The following is a 15,605-nucleotide window of genomic DNA, read 5'->3' on the forward strand; positions in this document are numbered from 1 at the left end:
CCGCGGGATCAGGCAACGCTGGCCCTGACCAGATCATGCATGTGCACGATGCCCACCAGCTTTTCGCCATCGACGACGAACAAGACCGACACGGCATTTTCGTTCAGGATCGCCAGCGCTTCGGACACCAGCATGTCCGCCTCCACCGTTACGGGGCGTGGTGACATGTGGAGGCCGATATTGTCGTTGAGATCGTGCACCGCAATGCAGCGGCGCAGATCGCCATCGGTGAATGCGCCGACAAGCTTGTCATCGTCGTCCACCACGGCGGTGCAACCATAGCGCTTGCGGCTCATCTCCAGCGTGGCGCTGGTGAGCGACGCGTCACGGCTGACGCGCGGCACGGCATCGCCCGTGCCCATGACCTGACCGACCCGGGCAAGCTGGGCGCCCAGCTTGCCGCCAGGGTGGAAAACGTGAAAATCGGACGGCGAAAAACCACGCGCCTCGATCAGTGCCACCGCCAGCGCATCGCCCAGAACGAGTTGCACCGTGGTGGACGAGGTGGGCGCGAGTTCGTTTGGGCAGGCTTCGCGCACCGGGGGCATCGACAGGCAGATGTCCGCAGCCCGACCAGCCGTGCTTTCCGGGTGGGAGGTGGCGACGATCAGCTTCACGCCGAAGCGGTTGCAGTAATAAAATATGTCGTTGAGTTCTGAGGTTTCACCTGACCATGTGATGGCCAGCACCACGTCGTCCTTCGTGATGACTCCAAGGTCACCATGGCTGGCCTCACCGGGGTGTAGATACAATGCCGACGTGCCCGTAGACCGCATCGTGGCAGCGATCTTGCGCGCGATGTGGCCGCTTTTCCCCATGCCCGTCACGATGACTCGACCGCGGGTTGCCGCGAGCGTCTGAATAGCGCGATCAACGGCATCACGCATCTCCGGCCCTTTTAGCGCTGTCTTCAACGCCTGAAGGGCTTCCAGCTCGATATCCAGCGTCTTCAACGCCGAAGCCGAATGCCGCCTTTGGAGAAAAACCGTTTTCATATCAGTAAAACCACTTAAATTCAACGGTTTGTAAAACCGGGGTCGCCGTTGCGGCGTTAGGACACGCTGATTTGTATATCAACCTTTGTGGCGCTCCATTCGCTACAAGGTATTGCCAGCCAATTCGTTCCCCGCCTAAGGAGATGCCCCCTCGAGCCGATGCGATTAATGGCAGCACTTGCGGTAAGCCAGCGGATTTCAAGAATTTAACCGAAAGGTTCACCATGCTTCTCTGTGGCCGCGAGATCGACGCAGGCAGTCCTCTATTCGCAATTGCAGGACCGTGTGTCATCGAAAGCGAGGAGATGACGCTTTTCATAGCCGAAGCGATTGCTGCGGTTGCGAAGCGGCTGGGTATGCTGGTGATTTTCAAGGCATCTTTCGACAAAGCGAATCGCAGTTCAGATCGTTCGTATCGGGGAACAGGGATCGACGAAGGCTTGCGCATTCTTGAAAAGGTGCGGATGGAAACCGGCTTGCCGGTGCTTACGGATGTGCATGAGGCGGCGCAGGTTTCAGCCGTCGCGCACGCGGTTGACGTGCTGCAGACACCAGCATTCCTGGCGCGCCAGACCGACTTCATTGCAGCCGTTGCAGCCTCGGGAAAGCCGGTCAACATCAAGAAGGCGCAGTTCATGGCGCCCGCTGACATGACGCAGGTGATCGCCAAAGCGCGCAATGCGGCGACGGCAGCCGGGCACGACGCAGACGCGTTCATGCTGTGTGAGCGCGGGACCTCGTTCGGCTACAATACGCTGGTATCGGACATGCGCGGCCTGGCGATCATGGCGCAGACCGGTTGTCCGGTGGTGTTCGATGCCACGCATTCCGTGCAACAGCCCGGCGGCCTTGGCGAGCGTTCGGGCGGCCAGCGCGAATATGTGCCCTTGCTGGCGCGCGCAGCGGTGGCGGCGGGCGTTTCCGGCGTGTTCATGGAAACGCACCCGGATCCTGACAAGGCGCTGTCCGATGGCCCCAACGCGCTGCAGCTGGATCAACTGGAGCCTTTGCTGGCCAAGCTGCAGGCGATCGACGCCTTGGTCAAAGGCGGCTGAGGAGCCAGGTCAGCGCTGCCTCACGCCTGACCGCCGGCGCTTCAATCCTCATCCAGCAGGGCGTCGATCATAAAGCGCCAGGTGTTTGCCGCATCGCTGAGATGCGCGGCGTCGGATTCGTCCGGTCCGATTTTGCGGATGATTTCGGCCCCGGCCTCGGTCATGCGGACGTCCGGCTGGCGAACCGCTTTGATGACGGCGTGCACGCAATCGCGCAACGTCTGTTGCTCCGCGCCATTCAGGACGGCCCATTGGCTCCCTTGCACCTTCGCCATCGCCTGCGCCGCTAGATCGATGAGGGTCATGGCTTTCAGCCTCCAGCAACAAGGGCGTCGAAAACGCGGGATTGGGAACCGTTAAGGGATATGCTTTTTAGCGGCTTAACGGCTCACTAGCACTTTTCGGTATGCGGCATGTAATCCAAACTTTCCATGGTGCGTGGAAGAAGATCGGACAGATTTTTTTCAAGTTCTTTTTCACGCAACCAACCTGTGTCCGTGACGCAGGCGGCAAGGGATACATCACATGTCGAGCCCCGAACTATCGGACGCACAGGTACTTGCCTATATCGCCTCTCACCCCGACCTCATCCGTGCCTATGGCTCCGATATCGAAGCGGGCCGAAATCACTATGTCCAGTTTGGCCAATCTGAAGGGCGCACGATCACCTTTGACCCGCTGCAGTACCTTGCGACACACCCCGACCTCATAGCCGCGTACCAATCGGACGTCGCCGCAGCGACACGGCACTACATCGAATTTGGTCTGAATGAAGGACGGGCGATCAACGGCTTCGACGCGGTTGGGTATCTGGCATCCAACCCCGACCTGATCCGAGCCTATGGTGCCGACCCGGTCGCCGCAACCCGGCATTACGTGGAACACGGCTTCAGCGAGGGGCGCCAGACGGACAGCTTCGATGCGATCGGCTATCTGGCATCCAACGCAGATCTGATCCGCGGGTATGGCGCCGATACGGACGCCGCCGAGCGTCATTACGTGGAGCATGGGCTCGTCGAACAGCGGGCTACCAACAGCTTCGATGCCCTTGATTCCACAGCGTCCAATCCAGACCTGATCGTCGCCTTCGGTACCGATACCCAAAGCGCGAGCCGGCACTACGTCGAGCACGGGCTGACCGAGGGACGGTCAACCACGGCATTCGACGAGGTCGCCTATCTCCTGTCGCAAAGGGATCTGGGCGAAGCCGGACTTGGTGTCCGGGGTGCGCTGCGGCACTGGGTTGCGAACGGATACGCGGAAGGGCGGTCAGGCGATGCAACGTACGGACGCGAGCAACTGGATCACCAATTGTCTTCAGGGACGAGCGTCACATCGAAGATCGATACCCTGGCAGACCAGGACTGGTTTCAGATTGATCTTGCCGCCGGCCAACGCGTTTCGCTGGGTCTTGAATTCAGCGGCCTGCGTGCCGGCACGTTGCAGGTCTTCGATGCGGCTGGCCATGCTTTGTCATCCGCAGGAGTGGGAGCGGGAGCAGCCACGATCACGGCATCGTCAGCCGGCACATATTACGTTTCGGTTGCGGGAACGGGCTTGGTCGGCGGCGTGCTGTCGCTGCTTCAGGCGGGCAGCTACAAACTCACCGCGACGGACCTGACCCCGCTGATCCAAGGCACCGCCAGCGGCGATCTGTTGGTAGGCACCGGCGCCGATGATCACCTGCGCGGGTTGGGTGGCGACGATACGATGTATGGCGGCAACGGCAACGACATACTGGAAGGTGGCGCCGGTGCCGACACCTTGAGCGGCGGACTAGGTCACGACCTCTTTTACGGTCATACGCAGGACGGCCTGTTCGACGATGGCGCCAGTGACAGCTTGTATGATTCCGATGGCGGCAACGACACCATGTTCGGCCAAGGCGGCGATGACGTATTGCAAGTATCGCGCACGGGGCTCACACCGGCAAGCGGCGTGCTGCTCGATGGCGGCGATGGCAACGATGGCATCTACTTCTCCGGTGCTACCGGTCGGGCGATCGACACGGTCACGATTCAGGGCGGCGCGGGCAACGACAACGTCGGCGTCACCAATGCGCTGTCCGCCACGATCAACGGCGGGGACGGCGATGACTTCATCGCGGTTTCCGGTGTGATCCACACCACGATCACGGCAGGTGCAGGCAACGACATCGTGCTGATCGATGTGTCCACGCCCGATCAGCTCATCTCGCTGGGCGCCGGCGCGGACACGCTGGCTCTTACCGGGGTTAAGGGGCTACTGAGTTCGGTGTTACCGGGCGGCGTAATCCACGTCTCCGACTTCAAGGTCGGGACCGACACCGTCGATCTCAACGGCACGTACAGCAACTTCCTGGCCGACAACCTGACGAACTGGAACCCGGGCACCAACCCGTTCTCGACCGGGCATCTGCGGCTGGTTCAGTCAGGGTCCGACACGCTGCTGCAGATGGACAAGGATGGCCCCGGCCTACTGGCGCTGTCGCCCTGGACGACAGTCGTGGAATTCGACAGCACCAACGCCAGGAGCTTTACTGCCGCGGATTTCGGCTACGCCCCGTTCGTAGTCTGATTTTGAAACCTACCGTCTGCTGCGCCGTGCCAGATCGCGCAGCGGACGGGCAGGGTTGCCCATCACCGTTTGCCCGGCAGGAACCGACTTGGTCACGACCGCCCCTGCCGCGACAGTTGCGCCGGCGCCTACGACGAGAGGGCGCGCGGCCGTGCCGTTTACGATGACGGCGCCTGCTCCCAGGAACGCACCTTCCTCGATAACCACCGATCCTGATATCGTGGCGGTGGGGCAGATGGTGCAGAAATCGGCTATCGTTACGTCATGCCCGATCGACGAATTTGTCATGATCGACACATGCTCGCCGATGCGGCAGCCCGGCCCGACGTAAGTGCCGTAAGCGATGTAGCTTCCCAAACCCATCTCGACGCCGCTCAAGACGCCGGCAGTCTGGTCGATGATAGGCTCTACGAACCGGGCGCCGGCGGCCAGGACTTTGGCCGCGAGGTGGCGCTTGCCTGCCACTGAACCAACGCCCAGCAATATGGACGCGTTTCGGTGTTTGGCCAGCCATTGCCTGGGGCCAATGATCGAAATGCCGTCAAAATCGCCAGCGTCCGCATCTTCGTCGATGAAATCGTCGATCAACGCTACGACGCGCAAGTGGTCGAACTTGCGCTGCCGGGTGATGATTTCGCATACCGATCGCGCCTGGCCCGAGGCGCCGTAGATCGCGACGTCGATCATTGCTTGCCGGATGCGTAGTTCATGAAATCATCGCGCCGGACCATGCCATAATCTGGAAAATCGAAGAAGTTGAACAAGGAAAGATGCCGGTGGACCACCGCGCCGGTAATGCCCGTGCGCCATCCGTTCGTCAGCAGATGATCGTGCATGGGGGCATCACGCAGGACTGGCACATCCTTGATCGCAGCTTTGCGCAAAGCCAGCAGCCGCCCCGGCGGGTTGAATGGCGAGGCGATCTCGTCCGGTCCGATGGGCGGTATTGCCCGCTCCGGCGAAAACCACTTGATCGCATCAAGCTCCGCCTTGGTCGCTTCTCGGCCCAGCTTCGCTTCCAGGTGTTCGCGCGGCACGAAGTCGCTGGTGTCGACCAGCGATCCCAGCATGGCAAGGCGCGGATCGCGATCGAAAAAATCGAGCATCCGGTCCGTCCAGCAGCGGGGTTGCCGATCCACCACCACGTCATTTTCGATGTAGAAGAACACATCGCTCAACTGCGGGTAACGATCGTTGAGAAGCTTCTCCATCGCGAAGGGGTCGTTTTTGTCGTTGCGGATGACGGTAGCGATCAGCCCGCGTGCGACGAATCCGTCGATCACCTCGGACACGAGCGGATCAGTGCTGCCCTGATCCACAAGGATATAGTCAACCTCGGAACGCGTCGCCTTGTAGAGGGCGTCCAGTGTGTTCCACAGGTAGATGGGCCGCTCGTAGCTCAGGATGATGGCGGTCTTGCGCATGTTCAGGCTTTCGGATGGGCCATAGACGCAGCGGGCGTGACCGGCGCGCCCGCGTCCTGCTCGTGAGCCAGCAGCCGCGCCACCCGTGTGGCCTGGGCCATCGACAGCGAACACGCCACCGGCAGGCCCAGCAAGGTGGCGGCAAGGCGGTCACTGGTGTCCAGCGTATCGGCGGCCACGGTGCGCAAGATGTCGTGCCCCTTCAAGCCCTGGCCGTACCATTGGCGCGTCTCGATCCCGGCGCGTGCCAGTCCGGCGCTGAGGCCAGCGACGGGCACGTGCTGTTCACCGAGCCGGTACAGCACGTAATTCGAGGCGATGTCCGGTGCGGTGATCAGCGTATCGAGAGGCAGCCCGGCCGCCGTGAAGGCTTTGCGATACGCAGCAGCACACCCCGCCAAAGCGGCGCGCTTGGCCGTCCACCCGTCAAGCTCTGCCAGCGCGACGGCGGCGTGGTATTCGCTCATCTTGCCGTTCAGGCTCTCGGTCTGGCTGTTACGTGATCCCAGGAATCCGAAGTTGATCGTCTGCGCGCCGCGCATCGCCAGGGTTGCGTCCGCCCATGCCAGGCAACCGCCCTCGCCGCACCCGAACGCCTTGGTCGCGTGGAAGCTGAGCGCCAGCGGCAGATGACGGCTGACGTGCATCCTGCCATCGGCGACAGCCTCGATCGCGGCAGCAGCGTCGACGACCACCGGCACGCCGGTACGCTGCTGAAAGTCCTCCCACGCCGCGATGTCGATCGCCCGGCCATAAGCGCATACCGGCACCACCAGCCCGACCCGTGCCAGCATCGGATGATCCAGCAGCGCGGCGGGGTTGGCCGTCCAGGTGTCGGGAGATACATCAACGAGATAGGGCTCGTACCCGCACTGCCGAACCGCTGCGGCGGTGGCCACGAAAGTATAGGCCGGGCACAGCGCCAGCGGGCGCTCCGGCGCGGGGCGCCCCGCGTGCGCCAGAATGCCAGCCATCAGCGCGGCTGTGCCCGATCCTGTAGGCACCACCGTGTTGGCGGGCAGGCCGAACAGGTCTTGCAGCCGGCTTTGCAACGTCAGCACCAGCGGGCCGTAGTTGGAGTAGATGCGCGACTGGTCGATCTGCCGCAGATACGGGATCAGCGCATCGGTGGACGGCAGCTGCGGCTTGAACGCCAGCAGATGGCGTTCGGCAGCCTGCAGTTCGACAGACGCGGGTGCGTCAGGGCTATCGGGGGCGGGCAAAGGACGGAGCGGCATGTGGCAGCCAGTTTCTCTTTCAAAGCGCATGGCACCTGGAAAAGCGCCGCCGCCGCCCCTTAAAACGGGGTTATGCCTCCAGCATACTGCAACGACCGCCAGCCGCCAACAGCGGGTTGCTTCCTAAGCCGGGCAGGCTCATCTTTCGGTCATGATCCCGCGCAGATACCGACCGTAGTCCGATTTGCCGAGCTTGGCGATGGCGCGTTCCATGCCGGCAGCGTCGATAAAGCCCTGGCGGAACGCGATTTCCTCGGGGCTTGCGATCTTGAAGCCTTGGCGCTTTTCCAGAATTCGCACGTATTCGCCGGCGTCCAGCAGACTGTCCGGCGTGCCGGTATCGAGCCAGGCGTAGCCACGCCCCATGATCTCGACCGACAGTTCGCCGCGCTCCAGATACACGCGGTTGACGTCGGTGATCTCCAGTTCGCCACGCGGGGAGGGCGCCAGGTTGGCGGCGATGTCCACGACTTGCGCGTCGTAGAAATACAGGCCGGTGACAGCCCAGTTGGACTGGGGCTTTTCCGGCTTCTCTTCGATCGAGACTGCCTTCATCGTATCATCGAAGGCGACCACGCCGTAGCGCTCCGGATCGGTCACGTGATACGCGAAGACGCTGGCGCCAGACGTGCGCGCGCCCGCGCTGCCCAGCAGTTCGGGCAGGCCGTGGCCGTAGTAGATGTTATCGCCCAGGATCAGCGCGGATTGCTGGCCGGCCACGAAGTCGGCGCCGATCACATACGCCTGCGCCAGCCCGTCAGGGCTGGGCTGCACGGCGTATTCGAAGTGCATGCCCCACTGCGACCCGTCGCCCAGCAGCGCCTGGAACGAGGGCGTATCGCGCGGGGTGGAGATGATCAGCACTTCGCGGATACCGGCCAGCATCAGGGTGCTGAGCGGGTAGTAGATCATCGGCTTGTCGTAGACCGACATGAGCTGCTTGGACGTTGCCAGCGTCATCGGATAAAGCCGGGTGCCGCTGCCGCCGGCCAGGATGATACCCTTCATGTGTCGTCGTCCTCGTGTAATGGGTCAGGTGGCCGGGCCAAGCAGGCGGGCCACCACGGTGTCCAGCGCGCCTTGCCAGGCGGGCAGGGCCACGCCGTGCGTCTTCGCGATCAGGCTGCAGTCCAGCCGTGAATTGGCGGGCCGGGCTGCGGGGGTCGGATACTCAGCGGTGGTGATGCGCTTGACGGCGGCGGCGGGGCCGCCATGCCGTTGCGAAGCGGCGAAGATGCCCTCGGCAAAGTCAGCCCAGCTTGCCTCACCGGCGGCGGTCATGTGGAACACGCTGCGCAAGGCCGGATCGGGATTGGCCGCCAGATTGGACAGCACGGCAAGGATGCCATCGGCGATGTCCAGTGCGCTGGTCGGGTTGCCGACCTGATCTGCCACCACGGACACCTCGTCGCGCTCACCGCCGATACGCAGCATGGTCTTGACGAAGTTGCCCCCGAACGGGCTGTAAACCCAGGCTACCCGAAGCACGGCGCTGCCTTCAGGATACGCCGCAAGAACGGCCTGCTCCCCTGCCAGCTTTGATGCCCCGTAGACTCCGGTTGGCCCGGTCGGGTCGGTTTCGCGGTAGGGGTGGTTCGCGTTGCCGTCGAACACGTAGTCGGTGGAGATGTGTACCAGCGGCACACCCAGGGCTTTCGCGGCCTGGGCCACGGCACCGGCGCCTTCGCCGTTCACCGCCTGAGCGATGTCCGCCTCGGTTTCGGCCTTGTCCACCGCGGTGTAGGCGGCGGCGGAGACGATCGCATCGGGCTTTGCCGCCTTCAGGGTGCGCATCACCGAAGCGGGATCGGCGAGGTCGAGGGCGGGTCGGCCCAGCGCGATCACGTCGTGCCCGACCACTGGCCCGCGTTCCAGCAGACTGGTGACCACTTGGCCCGTGTTGCCGGTGACGGCAATCCTCATGCCGAAGTCTTTGTCGCCGTATCGACTGCGCCCAGACCAAGGCGCTGCCCGTCGTACTGCACGCGCAGGGGCTGCCACCACCACTGGTTTTCCAGATACCAGCGGACCGTCTTCTCGATGCCGGTGTCGAAGGTTTCGCGTGCACGCCAGCCCAGCTCGGTTTCCAGCTTGGTGGCATCGATCGCGTAGCGCGCGTCGTGACCCGGACGGTCGGTAACGAACGTGATCAGGTCTTCGCGGGGGGAGTCGCCGGGAACCAGCTGGTCGAGCACGGTGCAGATGCGGCGCACCACGTCGATGTTCCGGCGCTCGTTGCGCCCGCCGACGTTGTAGGTCTCGCCCACCCGGCCCTTCTCGGCGATGATGTCGAGCGCGCGGGCGTGATCGTCCACGAACAGCCAGTCGCGGACATTATCGCCCTTGCCGTAAACCGGCAGCGGCTTGCCTTCCATCGCGTTGAGGATGGTGAGCGGGATCAGCTTTTCCGGGAAGTGATACGGCCCGTAGTTGTTGGAGCAGTTCGACACCACCACTGGCAGCCCGTATGTGCGCTCCCACGCCTTGGCCAGATGATCGGATGCGGCCTTCGACGCGGAATAGGGCGAGGACGGATCGTACGGCGTTGTTTCCTCGAACAGGCCCTCGTCTCCGAGCGAACCGTAGACTTCGTCCGTGGAAACGTGCAAAAACCGGAACGCGGCCTTGGCATCGGTATCCAGCCCGTTCCAGTAGCCGCGCGCGGCTTCCAGCAGAGTGAAAGTGCCGACCACGTTGGTCTGAATAAAATCGGCAGCCCCTGTGATTGATCGATCGACGTGGCTTTCGGCGGCCAGGTGCATGATGCGGTCCGGGGCGAAGTCCGCAATCGCCGCGTCCATCGCCGCCCGGTCGCAGATGTCGGCCTTCAGGAAACGGTGGTTTTCCTTGCCCTCGACCGCCTTAAGCGACGCTTCGCAGCCCGCATAAGTCAGCGCATCGATGGTCAGGACGTCGTAGCCCTTTTCAAGGACCAGATAACGCACGAGGGCCGAGCCGATGAAGCCGGCACCGCCGGTAACGATTACGCGCATGGGGATCATTCGCTCCAGACGAAGTATTCAGGAAGGTCAGCCAGGCGCGGCTGTACGCGATCTTTTGCCGACAGCGTTTCCGGGTCGGCCACGTCGGGCCAGACGATGCCGATATCTGCATCGTCCCAGGCCAGGCCCTTGTCACATGCGGCGCTGTAGTAGCCGGTTACCTTGTAGGCGATGACGGTATCGGGTTCGAGCGAGCAGAAGCCGTGCGCGAATCCGGGTGGGACCCACAATTGCTTGCCGTTGGCCGGGGTAAGCGTTTCCGCCGCCCACTGGCCGTACGTGGGCGAGCCCCGGCGGATGTCCACAGCCACATCGAAAAGCGCGCCCGCCGTGCAGCGCACCAGTTTGCCCTGAGCGTAGGGTTCGCTCTGGAAGTGCAGGCCCCGGACGGTGCCGGCTTTGGCGCTGAGCGATTCGTTATCCTGCACGAACGTGTGTTCGCCACAGGCCTGCGCAAACAAGTCGGCACGAAACACTTCGGCGAAATAGCCGCGTTCATCGCCCATTCGCTTTGGAACGAACAGCTTCAGGCCCTCTTGGGCTAAAGAATGAACTTCCATGGCTTCACTTTCATGCTGTCAACCACATCATGCCCCGCGCTGGATAAACGGGCTTTAGTTGCTGCTGTTCTGAACTGTCTGGACGGCACTGGTAACCGTGAGGATGGGAGCAAACAGCTGACTGACGAGCTGGATCACCTTGCTGGGCTGATTTGCACGTGCGTTGCCGAAATACAGCACGTCTTTGTCACGCATGATGAAGTGCTGGGACAGGAAATAAGAGCCGGCCTTCATCATATTGATATGATACACGACTGGCTTGGTTCCACCGGTTGCATCCGGAACATAACGGAACACGAAAATGGCCGAGGGATCGCCAAGGCTGGGATTGGTCCCGCCAGCCGATGCCACCGCTTCCGCAAGCGACATCGTCGATCGGGTGAAGGACAACTGGTCAGCCCGGCCCGGTGAACCCAGGATGGAAAACGTGCGAGGATCGCTGATCAGGGAAACCCGATCGCCCGGATACGCCCGCACATCGAGGGCCGGATTTTCCAGAAGGTCGCTTACCCGCAATTCAGCCGTGCGTTGCCCTCGCACCACGCGCAGGGAAAGCTCGTTCGCCTTACCGCGATATCCGCCCGCCAACGCCACCACGTCGGAAAGCGTTTCCCGGTTCGTCTGCAGCACAAGGCGTCCGGGCTTTGCCACTTCACCGCTGATGATGACCGAATTGGTGATCACGTCACGCGGTGTGACCAGCACCTGCGGGTTTTGCGTAAGTCCGCGCAGGGACCGTCGTATCTGGTCCTGCACTTCCGCGATCGTCTTGCCCACCACGTGCAACCGGCCCGCATACGGGATGACGATGTCGCCATTGTCATTGACGCGGCTGGGAGGCAGCGTGTGCGCCCTGGCGGAAGGGTCGAACGCCGGCGTTGCCGCAGTGCCGGACTGCCCGCCGCCGAATAGCGCCACGCCGGTTTCGTAGATCGATATCTCCAGAACATCGCCGGGACCGATCATGTCGGTGGGCGGAGGCTGAAGGTCTGGCAGCGGCATCGTTGCCGCCGCTGGTGCGGTCGGCAATTCAGTGGCATCTACCACTTCGACCACGTCCAACGGATGTTCCGGACGCGCGGCGTCCTTCAGTATTTGCGACCCGGTCGGGCCACTGGACGGGAGCGACGCGCACGCGCTCAGCAGGCCGGCAGCCGATAAGACAGACAGGAATTTGGAATGCTTCATAAACGTCGTCCGGGGCCCTGAAGGGCGTATTTGCAGCGGCCTTAGATCAGGCACGGGAACCTGGCAATCGACCATGGGCAAAGGCTTGGGGGTATTCCCGACCGACCGCACTTACGACGCCTTGTTGTAGGCGTGGATCGCTGCCCAATCGAACCCGGCATACTGGCAGGCAGGGACCCACATGCGCTCGATGGCATGCAGGACTGTACCATCATAGGGAACCGGCTCTCGCGGCCAAGGCATGGCGCTTGTGGCAGCCTGCATGGCGCGGGCGACTTCTACCTTGGCAAAGAACATGTTGCCGATGGGCATGGGGCCCGGGTGAGCAGGCAAGGCAAAGCCGAAGTTCTTGGCAATATTTTCGCAGAACGAGCGGTTTTTGCCCCAACCGACCGGACGGGAGGAATCGGGGAACAGCAACCCCAGCCGTTCATCGTCGAAAGCATCCACCGCCGTTTGGGTGAGGAGTGCGCCATAAAGGCTCTTGCGCCACAATGCCCCGTAAGTGGGGCCGACAGCAGGACTTTTTTTCGTGTGGATGTGGCAGATAACATCGCCGTCGGAGGCGTAATCGATGGCGTGATCCAGAAACGGCCCGATGTCACGACCGCTGTTTTCCACGAGGATCGTCTCGGCTGAGGCAAATCCTTTTTCCTCGACGATCTTTATGATTTCGTCGAAGTTTTTGGTCGTCGTCGTCGTAATCAGGAATCGCCCATCAACGGCGTCATCGACGAAATATTCAAGTATTTCTTCCACGACATCGGGATAGAATGCGTGGATATGGATCAGCATCGAAGACGGCAGCCGGCAGACCGGTTCGTCTTTGGCAAGGATGCTGGTGTAGCGAAGGAAATCGCCATTTTCCTGGCGCGCCGCGTGGACGCCGGGGGCCGGATTGATTGCGACTATGCCGTAGCTTAGCATGCGCTCAATCTGTTTCACCGTGTCTGCGCGCTGGCGCTCGGATACGATGACTTCAAACGCGGTATCATACGCCAGTCCTGTGTAATCCGTATCGATTTCAACGTTGACCGGACGTGGTGGCTTGGCGGACAAAGCTTCAAGGCGTGAGAACAGCTTGTCCTGGTAGGCTTTGTATGGTGAGGGGCCCGCCGCTGTTTTGGCGGGCGCCTGGGTGGCGCTGACAGGTCTGGCGGCAGGTTCATCCGAGCCTGGCCGGGAGGACACACGCTGCTTCGCATTACTTGCAGGTGCTTTCCGAGCCGCATTCGCGCCATCTATCGCCAACGCGCCCCTCACGCGGGCGGCCGGACGCTGCGGGTCTGGCGCTGCAAGTTGGACCCAGGGGTGCAACTGCTCGATGTTGCGATGAAGGTCGTCGATGTTCTGGCCGACATTGGTCTGCTGGCGCAGCATCGATTTTTGGTGATGGCGATAGCGCGAAAGCACTTCGGGAAGGTGCAGCAAACGTTCCTGCGCTTCGCACAGCCTAAGCCACAACTCGTAATCTTCCCATCCGTGCTTGATCGGAAGGAAGCCTTCGAGGCGTTCTATCGCATCGCGCCGCAGCATGGTCATCGCATCGATGTAGTTGCCCTTCTTCAGCCGGTTCTTGTCGAAGACATTGGCGCCGATGAGCTGCGATACGCTGCCGAATTCTTCAAGGATCGAATACGCGCCCACGCAATCCTGGCGGGCGTCGAGGGCGCGGACGTGCTTTTCAAGGCAGCGCGGGAAAAGCAGATTGTCCGCATCCAAGAAAAAGCAGTATTCCGATCGAGACTGCGCGATCCCGGTGTTTCGCGTCACGGACAGGCCCGCGTTGGACACGTTCGTAAGCAACACGCACGCTAGGTGGTCAGGAGCATCGTCACGCATCCAGCGCTCGACCACCGTCAACGAATCATCCGTGCTGGCGTCGTCGACGACGATCAGCGCGATATCCTTGAGGGACTGGGCAGCGACCGTGGCGAGGGTTTGTTCGATCAGATACGCGTAATTGTGAAGCGGGACGATCACCGACACCTTGCGCGCCAGATCGCCGCGCTTGAAAATCGTGTTCGTGGTTTGAATTTTCATCATGCCGCGAGCCTGCTCCAGTCGGACGTGCGCGCCCTTAGCTGGTCGCAGTTGTTACGGATGCGACCCATCTCGGCTTGTCCTTCCGGGGTTTCCAAAAGCCAGCGCAGTCGCTCGGGCATGTCCTGCAGACGGCACTCCAGGAAATGCTCGCCGGCCTCGACATAGCGGTTGGGAATGCATGGCTCGGTCAGCACCACGCAGCCCTCGACGATGCCGAACAGGAACAACCGATGCCACTCGAAATACCGGCTTTCGCCCTGATGGATGTTGAGCAGGATTTTCGCGTTCCGGGCTATTTGAACCAGATCACCCGTAGCCAGCATATCTGGATCGCCTTGCCGCACCGGCCCATCAAAGCGCGGACAGTGAATGAAAGCTTCGTGATCGGCTAGCACCGGGGCAAGCGTTGCCAGCGCTTTCTCGCGTCGGGGATTGGACGCGCCGACAAACAGGACATCGTACGGCCTTTGGGCCAGCATCTCGGGGTACGTCAGCTTTTCGATATACCGCGCCTTGGCAAAACCGTCAGATAGCGGAGCGCGGCTCACTTCAAAAGGCGAGCCGGCCATGGGCAACAAAGGGAGGAACGCCGTCTCGATGCCCAGCGCCTGCAGTCCCGCGGCCGAGGCGGGATTCATGTCGATCGCCTTGTTCGACAGCTTGAGGAACTTGTAGGCGAGCGAAAACCATGAGGTGTGCCATTGCTCCGTGTTCAGGTAAATTGCTTGCCGCAACAGCGGTTCGCGCCACTTTTTTCCAGGTCCATGGACGCAGAATTCGTGAGGGGCGACGATGACGATGTTACCCTTGAAACTCTCAGGCTTCGCCAGATCGGTATCGCATGTCACGCTGTATCCGGCCCGGCCCAGCGCCGCTTTGAGATAAGCGGCGATCTCGGAGAAGAAAAAATTGCCGTCCGCCCAGTGAACGACGTGCACGGGCAGGGAAAGGTCGAGCAATGCGTCGATGGAGGTCAGTGAAATTTCACAGTTTTCGGCCAGGAACGCATCGACCCTGTTGGCGTCAAAGATCGCGCGACCTTCTGCAAACCCGTGATCGACAGCGTGCGCCAGGGGAGCCGTCTTGCGACTGTCCGGGTGAAACTTGGCATACTGCAGCGTTGAAAATAATGGTCCGGGGTCGATTGACGGATCTTGCGCGGAACGACGCAGATAATCCGCGATCAACTCTGGCACGGGCGCCGACTGACCGGCGAGCGTGTCGCTCGCATGATGCTTTACGTACCAGGCATCATCGAAAAGCCCGGATGACGCGATTCTCTGGCACAAACCCGGATCGACTTGCGCGTCGATCGCCGGGGGTTCGCGATACGCAACCAGAAATTCGGACGCACGCCCATCCGCGTCACGGGATGCCTTCCGGCCGATATGCTGGCCCACTCTCACGAAATGTTCGGCAGGCGACATTCCGCAATGCGCCACGTCGGGATATCGCTCCACATACCAGCGTTCGTCGAAAAGACCGGAGTTGAGCAGAAGCCGGACTTTGTCCGCCAAAGTTGTCATCGCAATGGACACCAG

Annotated in this window: 14 protein-coding genes; 2 read left to right on the plus strand and 12 right to left on the minus strand. The window is 61.8% G+C overall.

Annotated features, from left to right (window positions below; all coding sequences use genetic code 11):
• Positions 1–8 precede the first annotated feature (8 nt).
• On the minus strand, positions 9–995 hold the full coding sequence (locus ASE49_RS12125; protein ID WP_056772664.1) for a KpsF/GutQ family sugar-phosphate isomerase: 987 nt from the start codon (positions 993–995) through the stop codon (positions 9–11).
• 224 nt (positions 996–1,219) lie between these two features.
• On the opposite strand from ASE49_RS12125, the gene kdsA reads away from it, so the two are divergent.
• On the plus strand, positions 1,220–2,050 hold the full coding sequence (kdsA, locus tag ASE49_RS12130; protein ID WP_056772667.1) for a 3-deoxy-8-phosphooctulonate synthase: 831 nt from the start codon (positions 1,220–1,222) through the stop codon (positions 2,048–2,050).
• Between the two features lie 41 nt (positions 2,051–2,091).
• Here the strand turns inward: kdsA and ASE49_RS12135 are convergent, their stop codons facing one another.
• A complete protein-coding gene (locus tag ASE49_RS12135) occupies positions 2,092–2,355 on the minus strand; it encodes a hypothetical protein (protein WP_056772670.1) in 264 nt (87 codons plus the stop codon).
• A gap of 220 nt (positions 2,356–2,575) precedes the next feature.
• Between ASE49_RS12135 and ASE49_RS12140 the strand changes: the two genes are divergently transcribed.
• A complete protein-coding gene (locus tag ASE49_RS12140) occupies positions 2,576–4,606 on the plus strand; it encodes a calcium-binding protein (protein ID WP_056772674.1) in 2,031 nt (676 codons plus the stop codon).
• 9 nt (positions 4,607–4,615) lie between these two features.
• Here ASE49_RS12140 and ASE49_RS12145 read toward each other — a convergent pair whose 3' ends face one another.
• From ASE49_RS12145 to ASE49_RS12190, 10 genes are all read right to left on the minus strand, one after another.
• Entirely contained in the window at positions 4,616–5,293 is a 678-nt protein-coding gene (locus ASE49_RS12145; RefSeq protein ID WP_056772678.1) for a PglD-related sugar-binding protein, read from the minus strand.
• Positions 5,290–6,030: a glycosyltransferase gene (locus ASE49_RS12150; protein WP_056772681.1), complete on the minus strand. Its 741-nt coding sequence runs from the start codon at positions 6,028–6,030 to the stop codon at positions 5,290–5,292. Before ASE49_RS12150 ends, ASE49_RS12145 begins: the two co-directional genes overlap by 4 nt.
• A 2-nt stretch (positions 6,031–6,032) precedes the next feature.
• Positions 6,033–7,268 (minus strand): DegT/DnrJ/EryC1/StrS family aminotransferase, encoded by a 1,236-nt coding sequence (locus tag ASE49_RS12155; RefSeq protein ID WP_056772685.1) that lies wholly within the window; start codon positions 7,266–7,268, stop codon positions 6,033–6,035.
• A gap of 138 nt (positions 7,269–7,406) precedes the next feature.
• A complete protein-coding gene (rfbA, locus tag ASE49_RS12160; protein WP_056772689.1) occupies positions 7,407–8,276 on the minus strand; it encodes a glucose-1-phosphate thymidylyltransferase RfbA in 870 nt (289 codons plus the stop codon).
• 24 nt (positions 8,277–8,300) lie between these two features.
• Entirely contained in the window at positions 8,301–9,191 is an 891-nt protein-coding gene (rfbD, locus tag ASE49_RS12165; RefSeq protein WP_056772693.1) for a dTDP-4-dehydrorhamnose reductase, read from the minus strand.
• Positions 9,188–10,261, minus strand: a complete 1,074-nt coding sequence (gene rfbB, locus ASE49_RS12170; RefSeq protein WP_056773213.1) for a dTDP-glucose 4,6-dehydratase — start codon at positions 10,259–10,261, stop codon at positions 9,188–9,190. Before rfbB ends, rfbD begins: the two co-directional genes overlap by 4 nt.
• Before the next feature lie 5 nt (positions 10,262–10,266).
• Entirely contained in the window at positions 10,267–10,830 is a 564-nt protein-coding gene (gene rfbC / locus ASE49_RS12175; protein WP_056772697.1) for a dTDP-4-dehydrorhamnose 3,5-epimerase, read from the minus strand.
• A 54-nt stretch (positions 10,831–10,884) separates the two neighbouring features.
• Positions 10,885–12,018, minus strand: coding sequence for a polysaccharide biosynthesis/export family protein (locus ASE49_RS12180; RefSeq protein ID WP_056772701.1), 1,134 nt, complete (start codon positions 12,016–12,018; stop codon positions 10,885–10,887).
• Positions 12,019–12,129: 111 nt separating this feature from the next.
• Complete coding sequence (locus ASE49_RS12185; protein ID WP_082456450.1) at positions 12,130–14,064, minus strand: rhamnan synthesis F family protein; 1,935 nt, start codon at positions 14,062–14,064, stop codon at positions 12,130–12,132.
• A complete protein-coding gene (locus ASE49_RS12190) occupies positions 14,061–15,602 on the minus strand; it encodes a hypothetical protein (protein WP_156370291.1) in 1,542 nt (513 codons plus the stop codon). Before ASE49_RS12190 ends, ASE49_RS12185 begins: the two co-directional genes overlap by 4 nt.
• Positions 15,603–15,605: the final 3 nt, after the last annotated feature.

This window comes from Novosphingobium sp. Leaf2, from assembly GCF_001421325.1.
Lineage (GTDB): Bacteria > Pseudomonadota > Alphaproteobacteria > Sphingomonadales > Sphingomonadaceae > Novosphingobium.